At 60.9% G+C, this 16,090-nt stretch carries 11 protein-coding genes and 1 other RNA gene; 8 read left to right on the plus strand and 4 right to left on the minus strand.

Annotation, left to right across the window (positions count from 1 at the left end; translation table 11 throughout):
• Positions 1-13: 13 nt before the first annotated feature.
• The 8 genes from ectB (at position 14) to ffs (ending at position 11,844) form a co-directional block, all read left to right on the plus strand.
• Positions 14-1,312: a diaminobutyrate--2-oxoglutarate transaminase gene (gene ectB, locus ACYAS9_RS23450; protein ID WP_463570945.1), complete on the plus strand. Its 1,299-nt coding sequence runs from the start codon at positions 14-16 to the stop codon at positions 1,310-1,312.
• A complete protein-coding gene (locus ACYAS9_RS23455) occupies positions 1,302-2,219 on the plus strand; it encodes a DMT family transporter (protein ID WP_463570740.1) in 918 nt (305 codons plus the stop codon). Before ectB ends, ACYAS9_RS23455 begins: the two co-directional genes overlap by 11 nt.
• Positions 2,220-2,408: 189 nt before the next feature.
• Positions 2,409-3,065 (plus strand): GntR family transcriptional regulator, encoded by a 657-nt coding sequence (locus tag ACYAS9_RS23460; RefSeq protein WP_463570741.1) that lies wholly within the window; start codon positions 2,409-2,411, stop codon positions 3,063-3,065.
• Positions 3,066-3,069: 4 nt separating this feature from the next.
• The gene (gene smc / locus ACYAS9_RS23465; RefSeq protein WP_463570742.1) at positions 3,070-6,618 is read left to right on the plus strand and encodes a chromosome segregation protein SMC; all 3,549 of its coding nucleotides are present in this window, start codon (positions 3,070-3,072) and stop codon (positions 6,616-6,618) included.
• 293 nt (positions 6,619-6,911) lie between these two features.
• A complete protein-coding gene (gene zipA, locus ACYAS9_RS23470; protein WP_463570743.1) occupies positions 6,912-7,784 on the plus strand; it encodes a cell division protein ZipA in 873 nt (290 codons plus the stop codon).
• 105 nt (positions 7,785-7,889) lie between these two features.
• Entirely contained in the window at positions 7,890-10,247 is a 2,358-nt protein-coding gene (gene ligA / locus ACYAS9_RS23475) for an NAD-dependent DNA ligase LigA (RefSeq protein ID WP_463570745.1), read from the plus strand.
• A 76-nt stretch (positions 10,248-10,323) separates the two neighbouring features.
• Positions 10,324-11,487 carry a zinc-binding metallopeptidase family protein gene (locus ACYAS9_RS23480; RefSeq protein WP_463570746.1) on the plus strand — a complete coding sequence of 388 codons (1,164 nt, stop codon included), beginning with the start codon at positions 10,324-10,326 and terminating at the stop codon, positions 11,485-11,487.
• A gap of 260 nt (positions 11,488-11,747) precedes the next feature.
• An RNA gene (gene ffs / locus ACYAS9_RS23485) (signal recognition particle sRNA small type) lies at positions 11,748-11,844 on the plus strand.
• Positions 11,845-11,959: 115 nt separating this feature from the next.
• On the opposite strand, the gene ACYAS9_RS23490 is transcribed toward ffs, so the two are convergent.
• The 4 genes from ACYAS9_RS23490 to ACYAS9_RS23505 all read right to left on the minus strand — a co-directional run bounded on the left by ACYAS9_RS23490 (position 11,960) and on the right by ACYAS9_RS23505 (position 15,962).
• Positions 11,960-12,982, minus strand: coding sequence for a transketolase family protein (locus ACYAS9_RS23490; RefSeq protein WP_463570747.1), 1,023 nt, complete (start codon positions 12,980-12,982; stop codon positions 11,960-11,962).
• A complete protein-coding gene (locus ACYAS9_RS23495) occupies positions 12,979-13,815 on the minus strand; it encodes a transketolase (RefSeq protein WP_463570749.1) in 837 nt (278 codons plus the stop codon). Before ACYAS9_RS23495 ends, ACYAS9_RS23490 begins: the two co-directional genes overlap by 4 nt.
• Before the next feature lie 18 nt (positions 13,816-13,833).
• Positions 13,834-15,138 carry an MFS transporter gene (locus ACYAS9_RS23500; protein WP_463570750.1) on the minus strand — a complete coding sequence of 435 codons (1,305 nt, stop codon included), beginning with the start codon at positions 15,136-15,138 and terminating at the stop codon, positions 13,834-13,836.
• Positions 15,139-15,212: 74 nt separating this feature from the next.
• Complete coding sequence (locus ACYAS9_RS23505; RefSeq protein WP_463570752.1) at positions 15,213-15,962, minus strand: SDR family NAD(P)-dependent oxidoreductase; 750 nt, start codon at positions 15,960-15,962, stop codon at positions 15,213-15,215.
• Positions 15,963-16,090: the final 128 nt, after the last annotated feature.

Raw genomic sequence — 16,090 nt, forward strand, 5'->3', positions numbered from 1 at the left:
GGATATTTCAGGAATGGATGAGCGCGGTCTATTTGCCGAGTTCGAGTCTCAGGCGCGCAGTTACTGTCGCAGCTTTCCGGTGGTTTTCGACCGGGCCCAAGGCAGCTTCCTGTATGACCTTCAGGGTCAGGCGTACATCGACTTTCTAAGTTGCGCAGGTTCTGTCAATTACGGCCACAACCCGGCCGTGGTAAAGGCTGCAATCATCGAGTACCTGCAAAACGACGGTATCCAGGGCGCGCTGGACATGCACAGCCGCGCCAAGCAAGCGTTCATTTCGACCTTTCAAAAAATCATTCTTGAACCGCGTGCACTGTCGTACAAGATGCAGTTCACCTCACCGACCGGCACCAGCGTGGTCGAGTCGGCGATCAAGCTGGCGCGCAAGGTCACCGGACGTCGACACGTTGTGAGCTTCACCAATGGCTTTCACGGCATGTCCGGCACCTCGCTGGGGCTGACCGGCAGCCGCGACAATCGCCAGCCGGGTGTCGACCCTTATGTGTTTCGCCTGCCGTATGAAAACTATTTGCCGGGCCTGGATTCGATTGCCTATTTCGAGCGCTTGCTCAACGACAACAGCTCAGGCCTGGACCTGCCGGCGGCGGTGATCCTGGAAACCGTGCAGGGTGAGGGCGGTATCAACACGGCGTCGGCCGAATGGCTGCGCCGCCTGCGGCAATTGACCGCCGAGCACGACATTTTGCTGATCGTTGACGATATCCAGGCCGGCTGCGGCCGTACCGGCACGTTCTTCAGCTTCGAGCCCTCCGGGATCACCCCCGATATGGTCTGCCTGTCCAAATCGCTCAGTGGCTATGCCTTGCCGTTTGCCTTGCTGCTGCATCGTCCGGAGCTGGACCAATGGCGGCCCGGTGAAGACAACGGCACCTTTCGTGGTAACAGCCTGGCGTTTGTCGCGGCCACCCGCACCCTGCAAGAGTTCTGGAGCGATGAGCTGCTGGTCGAGCACATCAAGGCCAATGAAGCCCACTTGCAGGCCTGGCTTGGCAGTGTGACCGAACGCTTTGCCGCGCATATCAAGGCTGTGCGCGGGCGCGGGCTGTTTTATGGCATCGAGTTCCACGACGCATCGCGAGCGGCTGTGGTGATGCGTGCCTGTTTCGAGCGTCATCTGATCATCGAGCGCTGTGGGCCTGAAGATCAGGTGCTCAAGCTGATGCCGGCGCTGACCATTGAGACCCACACCCTGCAATCGGGTCTGCAACGCATTTTCGAGTCCATGCAGCAGGTGCTGGGCAACCAGTTCGATACGTCGCGTACGGTCCGGGAGGTCGCTGATGTCAACTAACAACAATCGGGCAATCATCGAGCTGACCATCGGCGGGCTGATGCTCAGCCTGTCGGCCCTGGCGGTCGCTTTCGCCAATATCGGCGCGGGCGGGGCAGGGTTCTACCGCATGCTGTTCGCCTCGATCCTGTTTTACCTGCTGCTCAAGGTGCGCAAGACCCCGGTATTGCTCAAAAACCTGAAAGCTCAGATGTACACCGCGCTGGCCGGGGTGTTTCTGGCCATCGACCTGGTGCTGTGGCACCAGAGCATTTATATCGTCGGTCCCGGCATCGGCTCGATTCTGACCAACTGCCAGGTGTTCTTCATGACCCTGTTGGGGCTTTACCTGTTGAAGGAAAAGCCGTCTATCTACTTTGTGATCTCCATTTGTCTGGCATTTGTGGGCCTGTACCTGCTGCTGATGCCGGAAATGCGCAGCGCGCTGGGTATCAAGGGCGTGGTGTATGGCGTGTTGTCGGGGCTGGCGTATGCGATTTGCGTGTACTTCCTGAAGGTCAACACCCAGTTGCCCGACGGTGGCGGCGACAAGATTGCGCAGATGCTCAACCTGAGCCTGTGGGCGGCGCTGGTGTTGCTCGGCTATGCACTGCTGAACAATGAAAGCCTGGCCATCGTCGACGGCCAGACCCTGCTGATGCTGATTGTCTATGGGGTGCTGGTGCAGTTTGTCGGCTGGTTGCTGGTCAACCGCTCGATCGGCGCGCTGAGCCTGGGGCTGGCGGGATTGATCCTGCTGCTGGAGCCGGTGATCACTTACTTCATCGACATCACCCTGCTGGGCAAGGAAAGCTCGCTGGTGCAAATCAGCGGGGCGTTGTTGACCATCGTTGCGGTGTACATCGGCTCGATCAAGCCTCCAGAGAAAGCGGCACCGGCCAGCGCGGCGGTTGCCGAGACTGTCTGAACCGGCTCTTTGCCATCATCGCTGAGGTTCTATACTGTGCGCAGGCCCGCAAAAGGCCTGCGCACAGTCGTTTACGGCCCGGCAACAGCGCGTTACAAGCGCTGCAAGAGTTTGCGCCAATGCCCCGGCGCTTGAGATACACTGCGCCGCTTGTATCGAGTCTGAAGTTGCTTGCTAAGGAATCAAACGATGTTCAAGGCTCCCGACAGCCTAGCCGAGCAAATCGCCCAGCATCTGGCCGAGCGGATCATCCGTGGCGAACTCAAGCCTGGTGAGCGCATCCAGGAGCAGAAAGTCACGCAGTCATTGAACGTCAGCCGCGGTTCGGTGCGCGAAGCCTTGCTGATTCTGCAACGCCGCCATCTGGTGGTGATCCTGCCGCGCCGTGGCGCTCAGGTCACCGCGCTCAATGCGCACCACGTGACCAGTTTGTGCACGCTGATGGGTGAGTTGTACATCCTGCTGGCACTGGCAGTGTCCGAGCGTTGGCAAGAGCAGGCCGACCTGCAACCCTTCCTGGCCATTCAGCAGCGTTTGCAGGCCAGCCATGATCGCCAGGATGTGCAGGCCTTCGTCGAAGACAGCTTCAGTGTGATGCGTGCGGCGTTCCCGTTCGCCGATAACCCGTACCTGCAAGAAACCATCGAAAACCTGCAACCGTCCATGAGCCGCAACTATTACCTAGCGCTGGAGCAGCGAAAGGCGGAGATGGGCGATTTTCTCGAGCTGTTCGCGCAACTGTTGCACGCGGTGATCGACCGCGACCAGCCGCGCATCCGTACGGTGCTCAAGGCCTACGGCCAGCGCAACTGCCAGCTGGTGCTGGCAGCGCTCGCCGCGGACTGAACGCATGCGCCTCAAGTGCATCCGGCTTGCGGGGTTCAAGTCCTTCGTCGACCCGACCACGGTCAACTTCCCCAGCAACATGGCGGCGGTGGTCGGCCCCAATGGCTGCGGCAAGTCCAACATCATCGATGCGGTGCGCTGGGTAATGGGCGAAAGCTCGGCCAAGAACCTGCGCGGCGAGTCGATGACCGACGTCATCTTCAACGGCTCGACCAGCCGCAAGCCGGTCAGCCAGGCGAGCATCGAACTGGTGTTCGACAACACCGACGGCACGCTGGTGGGCGAGTACGCCGCCTACGCGGAAATCTCCATTCGCCGCAAGGTGACCCGCGACAGCCAGAACACCTATTTCCTTAACGGCACCAAATGCCGGCGCAAGGACATCACCGATATCTTCCTCGGCACCGGCCTGGGGCCGCGCAGCTACTCGATCATCGAGCAGGGCATGATCTCCAAGCTGATCGAAGCCAAGCCTGAAGAGCTGCGCAATTTCATCGAAGAAGCCGCCGGCATCTCCAAGTACAAGGAGCGGCGCCGGGAAACCGAAAGCCGTATCCGTCGTACCCAGGAAAACCTGGCGCGCCTGAGCGATCTGCGCGAAGAGCTTGAGCGCCAGCTTGAACGCCTGCATCGCCAGGCCCAGGCGGCCGAGAAATACCAGCAGTACAAGATCGAAGAACGCCAGCTCAAAGCGCAATTGTCAGCGCTGCGCTGGCAGGCGCTGAACGAGCAGGTGCGCCAGCGTGAGGCGGTGATCGGCGATCAGGAGGTTGGCTTCGAGGCGCTGGTGGCCGAACAGCGCAATGCCGATGCCGGCATCGAGCGGCTGCGCGACGGTCATCACGACCTGTCGGAGCGCTTCAATCTGGTTCAGGGTCGGTTTTATTCGGTGGGCGGCGACATTGCCCGCGTCGAACAAAGCATTCAGCACGGCCAGCAGCGTCTGCGCCAGTTGCAGGACGACCTGCGCGAAGCCGAACAGGCGCGCCAGGAAACCGAGTCGCACCTGGGGCATGACAGCACCTTGCTGGCGACCCTGAGCGAAGAGCTCGAAATGCTCGAGCCCGAGCAGGAAATCACCGCCGCCGCTGCCGAAGAGTCGGCCATGGCCCTTGAAGACGCCGAAAGCACCATGCACGGCTGGCAGGAGCAATGGGACAAATTCAACCAGCAATCGGCCGAACCGCAGCGTCAGGCGCAGGTGCAGCAGTCGCGCATCCAGCAGCTTGAGCAAACGCTGGAGCGCATTGCCGAGCGTCAGCGGCGGCTGGGCGAAGAGCTGCAACTGCTCGCCGCCGACCCCGAAGATGCCGCGATCCAGAGCCTTGAAGAAGAGCTGGCGATCCGCGAGCTGACCCTTGAAGACCTGCAACTGAGCGAGGAGCACGCCGTCGAGCGGCTGGAGCAACTGCGCGAAACCTTGCAGCACGCGACTCAGGATCAACAGCAGGCGCAAGGCGACTTGCAGCGCTTGCAGGGTCGCCTGGCTTCGCTTGAAGCCTTGCAGCAGGCGGCGCTGGACCCGGACACCGGCACCGCCGAGTGGCTACGCGACCAGCACTTGAGCGAACGCCCGCGACTGGCCGAAGGCCTGAACGTCGAGGCCGGTTGGGAGTTGGCGGTCGAGACCGTACTGGGCGCCGATTTGCAGGCGGTGCTGGTCGATGATCTGGCAGGCCTTGATCTGGCGGGTTTTAGCCAGGGCGATTTGCGCCTGGTCAGCCCAGGCCTGGGCGGCTTGGGTTTTGGTGGATCCGCTCTTGGTGAATCGGGCCTTGGTGGATCAGGGCTTGGTGGATCGAGCCTGCCGGGCAGCTTGCTGGACAAGGTCGACAGCCGTGTCGACCTGTCGGGCTGGCTGGGTCAGGTGTTGCCCGTCGAGGACCTTGATGAGGCCCTGGGCCGGCGCCCCACGCTGCAAACCGGACAAAGCCTGATCAGCCGCGACGGTTATTGGGTCGGCCGCGATTTTCTGCGGGTGCGGCGGGCCAGCGAGGCGCAAAGCGGGGTACTGGCGCGCGGCCAGGAAATCCAGCGCCTGGGCCTGGAGCGCGATGAGCTTGAGGCCACGCTGGCCAGTCTGCAGGAACGCTTGCAAACGGTACGTGAGCAGCAGGCGCAGCAAGAAGAAACCCGGGAAACGCTGCGTCGCCAGTTGCAGGACGAGCACCGCCAGCAGGGTGAACTGAAGGCGCGCCTGTCGGCCTCCAAAGCCAAGGCCGAGCAATTGACCCTGCGCCGCGCGCGGCTTGAAGAAGAGCTGGCCGAATTGGGCGAGCAGCGCGCGCTGGAGCACGAAAACCTTGGTGAGTCGCGCCTGCAGTTGCAAGAAGCACTGGACGCCATGGCGCTCGACACCGAGCAGCGCGAGGTCCTGCAGGGCCTGCGTGACAGCTTGCGCGAGCGGCTTGACCGAGTGCGCCAGGAAGCCCGCCAGCACAAGGATCGCAGCCATCAACTGGCCGTGCGCCTGGGGTCGCTCAAGGCCCAGCACGATTCGACGCACCAGGCGCTGGAGCGCTTGCGCATGCAGTCCGAGCGGCTCAATGAGCGCCGCGAACAACTGAGCCTTAACCTGGAAGAGGGCGCCGCACCGCTGGAAGAGCTGCGCCTCAAGCTTGAAGAACTGCTGGAACGGCGCATGGCCGTCGACGACGAAATGCGCATTGCCAAAAATGCACTCGAAGACGCCGACCGCGAACTGCGCGATGTCGAGAAGCGCCGCACCCAGGCCGAGCAACAGTCGCACATGCTGCGCGGGCAGCTGGAGCAGCAGCGTCTGGACTGGCAAACACTGACGGTGCGACGCAAGACCCTCGAAGAGCAGTTGCATGAGGACGGCTACGATCTGGCCGGCGTCATCGCCACGCTGGACGCCGACCTCAACGAAAGTCATGCCGAGCAGGAGCTGGAAAATATCGGCGCGCGCATCCAGCGCCTCGGGGCGATCAACCTGGCGGCCATCGACGAATATCAGCAACAGTCCGAGCGCAAACGCTACCTTGATGCGCAGGATGCCGATCTGGTCGAAGCCCTGGACACGCTGGAAAACGTGATTCGCAAGATCGACAAGGAAACCCGTAACCGCTTCAAGGACACCTTCGATCAGATCAACAGCGGCATTCAGGCACTTTTTCCAAAAGTTTTCGGTGGTGGCTCAGCTTATTTGGAACTGACGGGCGAAGATTTACTCGATACAGGAGTGACAATCATGGCGCGTCCTCCTGGCAAGAAGAACAGCACCATCCATTTGCTGTCCGGCGGCGAAAAAGCCCTGACCGCACTGGCTCTGGTTTTTGCGATTTTCAAGCTCAACCCGGCGCCGTTCTGCATGCTCGACGAGGTCGATGCACCGCTGGATGACGCCAACGTGGGGCGCTATGCACGGCTGGTGAAGGAAATGTCTGCCACGGTGCAGTTCATCTACATCACCCACAACAAGATCGCCATGGAAATGGCCGATCAACTGATGGGCGTGACCATGCACGAGCCGGGTTGTTCACGGCTGGTGGCGGTCGATGTGGAAGAGGCCCTGGCCATGGTCGAGGCCTGATAAAGGCCTGTTCGGCGGGTCGGCGAGGTGTTTTGTGCTACCGGTTGTGCGGTATGTATCGATTCTTGACTAACAGGTGGAATAGACGGTGTTAAGTTGCCTGAGGTCGTGCTAGTTTAATGACCACTTTTTTATCTATATCGTGGGCAAAATGCCAGTTAGAACATAGACTTGGCATCACGAATTAAAGGGGTTTAGGGCACCTCTGAAAACGCAGGCAACGCAGGTAGTTTTCAGAGGTGCCCTTTTCAGGCCCTTGTTTACAGAATTTCTCATTAGAGGCACGGGATTACATGGAAATCGGTCTGCGCGAGTGGCTGATCGTCATCGGCATCATTGTCATCGCCGGTATTCTCTTTGACGGCTGGCGCCGCATGCGCGGTGGCAAGGGAAAACTGAAATTCAGGCTCGACCGCAGTCATTCCAGCGTCGCGGACGAAGACGACACACCGTCTGCCGACCTGCTCGGACCTTCGCGCGTACTGGACAACCAGAAAGAGCCGCAGCTTGACGAGCACGACCTGCCTTCGGTCAGTGGCGAGGCCCGCGAGCCGCGGCGTCGTTACAACGACACCAGCAAAAAGCGCAAGGACGAACCGGCATCGGGCAATCTGGACCTGAACGACGACGGTCCCGGCCTGTTCTCGGCCCGTGACGATGAGGTGGCCGACGACAAGCTGGCGGCACGCACCTCGGCGTCCACTGCTGCTGTCGAAGACAAGGATCAGGTACCGCTGGAAGAAGTGCTGGTCATTAGCGTCATTTCCCGCGACGAAGGCGGTTTCAGAGGCCCTGCGTTGTTGCAGAACATCCTCGAGAGCGGACTGCGTTTCGGTGAAATGGACATTTTCCACCGTCACGAAAGCATGGCCGGCAACGGTGAGGTCTGGTTCTCCATGGCCAACGCGGTCAAGCCTGGCGTGTTCGACCTGGACGATATCGACCACTTCAGCACCCGTGCCGTGAGCTTCTTCCTCGGTTTGCCAGGCCCGCGTCATCCCAAGCAGGCCTTCGATGTCATGGTCGCTGCGGCCCGCAAGCTGGCGCATGAACTCGATGGCGAGCTCAAGGATGACCAGCGCAGCGTGCTGACCGCGCAGACCATCGAGCATTACCGCCAGCGCATCGTCGAGTTCGAGCGCCGCGCGCTGACCCAGCGTCGTTGAGTGTCCGGGCAGGGCGGGACTTCATGTACCCGCCCGCTCGTCGACTATCTTCTTTACTGATTGAGCAGCCAAGGCTGCTCTTTTTGCTTTTCGAGAGACCCCATCATGAAGGCCGCCGAAACCCGAATCCTGGAACTGCGCACAGAACTGGACCTGCATAACTACCGTTATCACGTGCTTGATGACGCCAGCATCCCGGATGTCGAATACGACCGTCTGTTTCATGAGCTCAAGGCGCTGGAAGCCGAAAACCCGCATCTGGTAACCCCAGACTCGCCAACGCAGCGGGTCGGCAGTGCGGCCTTGAGCGCATTCACCCAGGTTAGCCATGAAGTGCCGATGCTCAGCCTGGGCAACGCCTTTGAAGACGATGACCTGCGCGATTTCGACCGCCGCGTGGTCGAAGGCCTGGACTTGCCGGCCGGTGACCTGTTTGGCGGCGGCGCGCAAGTGCAGTACAGCTGCGAGCCCAAGCTCGACGGCCTGGCCGTGAGCCTGCTGTACCGCGATGGCGCGCTGGTGCGTGGCGCGACCCGTGGTGATGGCAGCACCGGAGAAGATATCAGCGTCAATGTGCGCACCATCCGCAATGTGCCGCTCAAGTTGCAAGGCAGCGACTGGCCGGCGGTGCTGGAAGTGCGTGGCGAAGTGTTCATGTCCAAGGCCGGCTTTGAAAAACTCAATGCCAGCCAGCTCGAAATCGGCGGCAAGACCTTCGCCAACCCGCGCAATGCCGCCGCTGGCAGCCTGCGTCAACTGGACTCGAAAATCACCGCCAGCCGCCCGCTGGAATTCTGCTGCTACGGCCTTGGGCAGGTTTCGGCCGAAATTGCCGACACCCACGTCGGCATGCTCAACCAGCTCAAGGCCTGGGGCCTGCCGATCAGCCGCGAATTGCGCCTGGCCAATGGCGTGGAAGAGTGCCTGGCCTATTACCGCGACATCGGTGAGCGGCGCCTGAGCCTGGCGTATGAAATCGATGGTGTGGTGTTCAAGGTCAACACCCTCGGCTATCAACGCGAGCTGGGCTTTCGTGCCCGTGAGCCGCGCTGGGCGATTGCGCACAAGTTCCCGGCGCTGGAAGAGCTCACCGAGTTGCTGGACGTGGAATTCCAGGTCGGCCGTACCGGCGCCGTCACGCCGGTGGCGCGGCTCAAGCCGGTCAAGGTGGCAGGCGTGATGGTCGCCAATGCCACCTTGCACAACATGGATGAAGTGGCCCGGCTGGACGTGATGATCGGCGACACGGTGATCATTCGCCGTGCAGGCGACGTGATTCCGCAGGTCGTCCAAGTGGTGACCGAGCGCCGCCCGGCCGATGCCCGTCCGGTGCAAGTGCCCGAAACCTGCCCGGTGTGTGGCTCGCACGTCGAGCGCACCCAGTTGGTCAAGCGCAGCAAGGGCAAGGAAACCCTCAGCGAAGGCGCTGTGTATCGCTGCATCGGCCGGCTGGCCTGCGGTGCGCAACTCAAGCAGGCGATCATTCACTACGTTTCACGCCGGGCCATGGACATCGAAGGCCTGGGCGACAAGACCATCGAGCAATTGGTCGATGAAAAGCTGATCGGCTCGCCCGCCGACCTGTATGCCCTGGAATACGAGCAAATCATCGACCTGGAAGGCTTTGCCGACGTCTCCAGCAAGAAGCTGCTCGCGGCCATTGCCGACAGCAAGCAACCGACGCTGGCACGCTTTATCTATGCGCTGGGCATCCCGGATGTCGGCGAAGAAACCGCCAAGGTGCTGGCCCGCTCGCTGGGCGCACTGGAGCGGGTCAAGCGCGCCTTGCCGCCGGTGCTGACCTATTTGCCGGATGTCGGTCTGGAAGTCGCGCACGAGATCCATAACTTCTTTGAGGACGAGCACAACCGCAACGTCATCGACGCCTTGCTGGGCGAGCGCGGCCTGAAGTTGCAGGATGAGGGCGAACTGGGCGCTGAATTCGCCGCCAGCGCGACCCTCGACGGCATGCTCGACAAGCTGCACATTCCCTCGGTCGGTCCGGGCGGTGCCTTGAAACTGGCCGAGCGTTTCGGCTCGCTGGACAACGTGATTCAGGCCGACTGGCTGGACATGCGCCAGACCTTGCCCGAGAAACAGGCAAAGTCGGTGCGCGAGTTTTTCGACATTGCGGCCAACGCCGAGCGCGCCCGCGCCATTGAAGCCCAGCTCAAGGACTTCGGCATGCACTGGCAAAGCGAGAAGAAAACCGTCGAAGGCCTGCCACTGGTTGGCCAGACCTGGGTGTTGACCGGTTCTCTGGAGCGCATGAGCCGTGATATCGCCAAGGACAAGCTGGAAAGCCTGGGCGCCAAGGTCTCAGGTTCTGTGTCGGGCAAGACCCACACGGTGGTCGCCGGTCCCGGTGCCGGCTCCAAGCTGACCAAGGCCAATGAACTGGGCGTCAAGGTGCTCGATGAAGAGGCATTTATCGAGTTTCTGGCCGGTCAGGGTATCGCTTGACGGATGGCGTTTATTTAGACGGAACCCCTGTATACGCCCATGATCTAGTCATTCAGGCCAACAGGGGAAATCCGCCATGTTTCATTTTTTCGAGCAATTGAGTTCGCGTATCGCAGCGCCGTTCATTGGTGAAACCCGGCGCAACAGCAAGGTCTGGCAATGTCGTTGTGGCCAGTCGGTGTTTTTTCCCAACACACAGTGCCTGGCCTGTGAGGCCGCGCTGGGGTATTTGCCCGAGCAGAGCCGGGTCGTGGCGCTGGAACCGGCTGCCGAGCCGGACACCTGGCGCCTGAGCGACGAGCCGGGCATCGGCCTGTACCGGCGCTGTGCCAACCTGCAGACGCCAGCGGCCTGTAACTGGTTGTTCCCGGCCCATGATCTGGGCGAGTTCTGTGTTGCGTGCAGCCTCAACCGCACCATTCCCGATCTGTCGATCGTCGAAAACCACGAACGCTGGCGCAAGGTTGAAACCGCCAAGCGCCGCCTGGTGGCGCAGCTGATCTCGCTGGGGTTGCGGGTCATTCCCAAGTCGGTGGACGAAGAGCGCGGTCTGGCCTTCGATTTCATCGGGGTCGACCTCGAGGGTCGCAAGCCTACTACCGGTCATGCCAATGGCCTGATCACTCTGGATATCAAGGAAGCCGACGACGCCCATCGCGAAGCGGTGCGCGTGCAGATGCGCGAGCCGTATCGCACCTTGCTCGGCCACTTCCGGCACGAAGTGGGGCATTACTACTGGGATCGGTTGATTGCCAATACCCGCTGGGAAGAGGGTTTTCGTCAGCTGTTCGGCGACGAACGCGCCAGCTATGCCGAAGCGCTGGATCGCCACTATGAACAAGGCGCGCCGGCTGACTGGCAAGAACGCTATGTCAGCGCCTACGCGACCATGCACCCGTGGGAAGACTGGGCCGAAACCTGGGCACACTATCTGCACATGGTCGATGCCGTCGACACTGCGCTGGGCTTTGGCATGAGCGCACGCGACATGGAACTGGATTTCCAGCCATTCCCGCTCGACACCCTCTATGACCCGCAGCACCCGAGTGGCACGGCGTTCCTGTCGTTCGTCAACGCCTGGATCGAACTGGCCAGCATGCTTAACGAACTGTCGCGCAGCATGGGCCAGCCGGACTTCTACCCGTTTGTCCTGCCGCCGGCGGTGATCGCCAAGCTGCATTTCATTCACCTGGTGATCCAGGATGCAGGCGGCAAGGCCGATGAGGTGTTGCAGGCCTGACCCTACAGACCGCGCGTTGTCGATGACACTGCGCGGCCTGGTAGGAGCGCGCTCTGCCCGCGACCGGCTGCGCAGCAGTCGTAAAAATAGTAGCTGCACTATCGCAGCAAGGTCCTTGTGGCCTTGTTGCGAGCAAGCACGCTCTTGCGCACAAGTGCCTGAACCTCTTCAGATTTTTAATTTTATTCAGAGGTTGTAACTTCGCGTCAGACCGGTACAATGGCGCGGCTTGCCACTGGCAAGTGTCGTTATGGTGGCCCCATCGGTCCCCTCGCAACGATTACCCGTGAACCTGGTCAGATCCGGAAGGAAGCAGCCATAGCGGGAACATTGTGTGCCGGGGTGTGGCTGGTGGGGCCGCCACCTTTCTCCAGATCCTTGATGCTTCAAGGATCGTCGCGTAAAAAATCCCGAAGTGTGACAGCGTTCAGGTACACCTCCCTGTGTATTGTGCGGGTCCCGGCTTACACCCCTACAACCATCCCTTGATTCGTGTACACACCGCCTCGGTCGAAATCCCGTATCGGTCGTGCAGTGTCGGCAGTGCTCCTGCATCCAGAAAGGCATCCGGTAACGCAATCTGCCTGAAGGTAGGCGTCACGCCATTGCGCAGCAATACCGTGGCGACGGCTTCGCCCAGGCCACCAATGATCGAATGGTTTTCTGCGGTGACTACGAGACGCCCCGGTTTCCTGGCCTCGGCAAGAATCGTCTGCTCATCCAGCGGTTTGATCGTGGGCACGTGCAGTACCGCGACATCCACGCCATCGGCCTGCAGTTCCTTCGCCGCTTCCAGCGCCCGCATCGTCATCAATCCGGTCGAGATGATCAGGACGTCATTGCCGGTGCGCAGGGTTTTCGCTTTGCCGATCTCGAACGTATAGCCATATTCGTCCAGCACCAGTGGAACATTGCCGCGCAGCAGGCGCATGTACACCGGCCCTTGGTGCGCGGCGATGGCGGGCACGGCTTGTTCGATCTCCAGCGCGTCGCAAGGGTCGACGATCATCAGGTTGGGCATGGCGCGGAAAATGGCCAGGTCGTCGGTGGCCTGGTGGCTGGGGCCGTAGCCGGTGGTCAGGCCTGGCAAGCCACAAACGATTTTCACGTTGAGGTTTTCTTCAGCGATGGCCATGCAAATGAAGTCGTAGGCACGACGTGAAGCAAACACGGCATAAGTAGTGGCGAACGGTACAAAGCCTTCACGGGCCATGCCGGCTGCGGCGCTCATCAGCAGCTGTTCGGCCATGCCCATCTGATAAAAGCGCTCAGGATGCGCCTTGGCGAAGATGTGCAGGTCGGTGTATTTCGACAGGTCGGCCGACAGCCCGACGATGTCCTGACGCTGATCGGCCAGTGCGGCCAGCGCATGGCCAAAAGGCGCGGAGCGGGTCGCCTGACCTTCCGAGGCAATGGAGGCGATCATCGCTGAAGTTGTGAGTTTTTTCTTCACTGGCTCAGCAGCCTGGGCGGTGGTGTTATTGGCAGTGCTCATACGGTTTTCCCTTCTTCGAGGTTGTTCAGCGCGATATCCCATTCATGCTCGTCTACGCGGATGAAGTGGGTCTTCTCCCGTGTTTCCAGGAACGGCACGCCTTTACCCATTTTCGTGTCGCAAATGATGACCCTGGGTTGTGCGCCCGCATGATTGCGAGCGGCATCGAAGGCCTTGACCAGGGCGTGCAGATCGTTGCCGTCAACCCGCTGGGTAAACCAGCCGAAGGCTTGCCAGCGATCGACGATGGGTTCAAACGCCAGCACTTCACTGGAGTGACCGTCGGCTTGCTGGTTGTTGACGTCGACAATCGCGATCAGGTTGTCGAGTTTCCAGTGCGAGGCGGACATCACCGCTTCCCAGGTCGAGCCCTCGTTCAGCTCGCCGTCCGACAGCAGGTTGTAGACGAATGAAGGCGAGCCTTTGCGCTTGAGGCCCAGGCACGCTCCCACGGCAATGCCCAGCCCGTGGCCCAGCGAGCCGCCGGTGATTTCCATGCCGGGTGTGTAGGCGGCCATGCCCGACATGGGCAAGCGGCTGTCGTCGGAACCGTAGGTTTCAAGCTCATCCACCGGGATGATTTCGGCTTCGATCAGCGCGGCATAGAGGGCAATGGCGTAATGGCCAATCGAAAGGTAGAAGCGATCGCGCTGTTCCCACTCAGGGTCCTCGGCCTTGTAGTTCAAGGCATGGAAATAGGACACGGCCAGGAAATCCGCGGCCCCCAGCGCCTGGCCCACATAGCCCTGGCCCTGGACCTGACCCATGCGCAAGGCATGGCGGCGAATATTGTGCGCACGCTGCGCCAGCGTGGTGGAGGGTGTGGCAGTCATAGCGAATACTCCGTTGAATCAACGATTGACCGAGGCGGCCGGAATACGCAGCACCAGGCAGGCGCCGATACACAGCACGCCCGTAATCAGGTACATGCCGATGGCGCTGGAGCCGGTCGAGGTCGTAATCCAGCCGATCAGGTAGGGCGAGCAGAAACCTGCGAGGTTGGCAAAGCTGTTGATGCCGGCGATACCCGCTGCCGCAGACACGCCACCCAGCAAAGTAGTGGGCAACATCCAGAACAGCGAAGAGGCGGACAAGACACCGGCCGCCGCCAGGCACAGGCTCAACACCGACAGCAGCAGGTTGCCGCCGAAGACCGCTGCCAGGGTCAGGCCCAGGGCGCCGGCGATCATCGGGGCGACGAGGTGCCAGCGGCGTTCGCGGTGCTTGTCGCCGCTGCGGCCCATCAACAGCATGGCAACGATGGCGCACAGGTAGGGCACGCTGGTCATGAAGCCGATATGCAAGGCATTGGTGAGGCCGGCATTGCGGATCAGCGTCGGTAGCCAGAAGGTGATTGCGTACTGGCCCATGACCACGCAGAAGTAGATGCATGCCAGCAGCCACAGGCGCCGGTCGCGCAGGAAATCCTTCACCGAGCCATGGGTCACCTTGCGGCTGTTGTCCTCGGCCAGTTCCTTGTTGATCAGCGCCTTTTCTTCATCATTGAGCCAGGTGGCCTGGTGCACGCCATCCTTGAGATAGCCCAGAACAAAGAAGCCGACGATGACGGTAGGAATGGCCTCGATCACAAACATCCATTGCCAGCCGGCCCAGCCGTGGTAACCGGCAAAGGCGTTCATGATCCAGCCCGAAAGTGGCCCGCCAATCATTCCCGACAACGGAATGGCGATGAACCACAGCACGGTCATTTTTGCCCGGCGATAGGACGGGAACCAGTACGTCAGGTAAAGCAACAGACCCGGTGCGAGTCCTGCCTCCGCGATGCCCAGCAGAAAACGCAGGGCATAGAACTGCCAGGCGGTTTCGACGAAGGCGAAGAGGGCAGAGATGATCCCCCACGAGATCATGATGCGGGCGATCCAGCGCCGCGCGCCTACCCGGTGGAGGATAAGGTTGCTGGGTACTTCACACAGGAAATAACCAATGAAGAACATGCCGGCGCCGAGCCCGTAAACGGCCTCGCTGAGTGCCAGGTCATTCATCATTTGCAGCTTGGCGAAGCCGACGTTGACGCGATCCAGATACGCGCACAGGTAGCACAGCATCAGGAACGGCATCAGCCGCCAGGCCGTCTTGCGGTAAGCGTTGGAGCGCACGGCCGAGGCCGCATCGAGAGGCATGGTGGTGCTTGTCATGGGGTCTGATCTCTTGTTTTTATAGATCGCCAGGCGGTGCCCGGCGTCTCGTCGATCCAGAACAGGACGCTAAATCAGTGAATCAGCATGCCTCCGTTCACATCCAGGGTGATGCCGGTGAGATAAGAGGATAAGTCGCTGGCGAGAAACAGCGCCGCATTGGCTACATCCTGCGCGGCACCCAGCCGACCCAGCGGAATGCCTTCGATGATGGCGTGCCGCCGGTCATCCTGCATCAGCCCGCCGGTGATATCGGTGTGGATCAAGCCTGGCGCAATGGCGTTGACGCGAATATTGTCCGGGCCGAACTCGCGGGCCATGGCTTTACCCAGGCCGAGCACGCCGGCCTTGGCGGCGCTGTAGTGCGGGCCGCCGAAAATACCGCCGCCACGCTGGGCCGAAACCGAAGACATGCACACGATGCTGCCGCTGGACTGGGCACGCATCGCCGGAATGACCGCCTGCGACATCAGCAACGTGCCGCGCAGGCTGACATCCAGCACTTTGTCGTAGTCCGAGGGGCGGATATCCAGGGTCTTGATGGGTTGGGTGATGCCGGCATTGTTGACGAGTATGTCGATGCGGCCGAAGTGCTCGATCACTTTTGCGACCGCAGCCTTTACTTGCGACTCATCGGCAACGTTGGCTGCCAGGCCCAGATGGCCTTCGCCGAGCGACGCTGCCGCATCACGTGCAGCGGATTCATCGAGATCCAGAATGACGACACGGGCGCCTTGTTGCGCGAAGGTGACGGCGGTTGCCCGACCGATGCCGCGTGCCGAAGCGGCGCCGGTAATAATTGCGATTTTGCCTTGAAGAAGCATGGAAACACCTCTGATTTTGTTTTTATTGAGTCGATCCATCGTGAATCGATGACTCAGCTTGTTCCCCGGCAAAAACTTGAGCAATAACGCAAACATCACTGGTAGATGAAGAAAATTCACCTCTCGTA

The sequence above is a fragment of the Pseudomonas sp. HP_08 genome, from assembly GCF_055284095.1.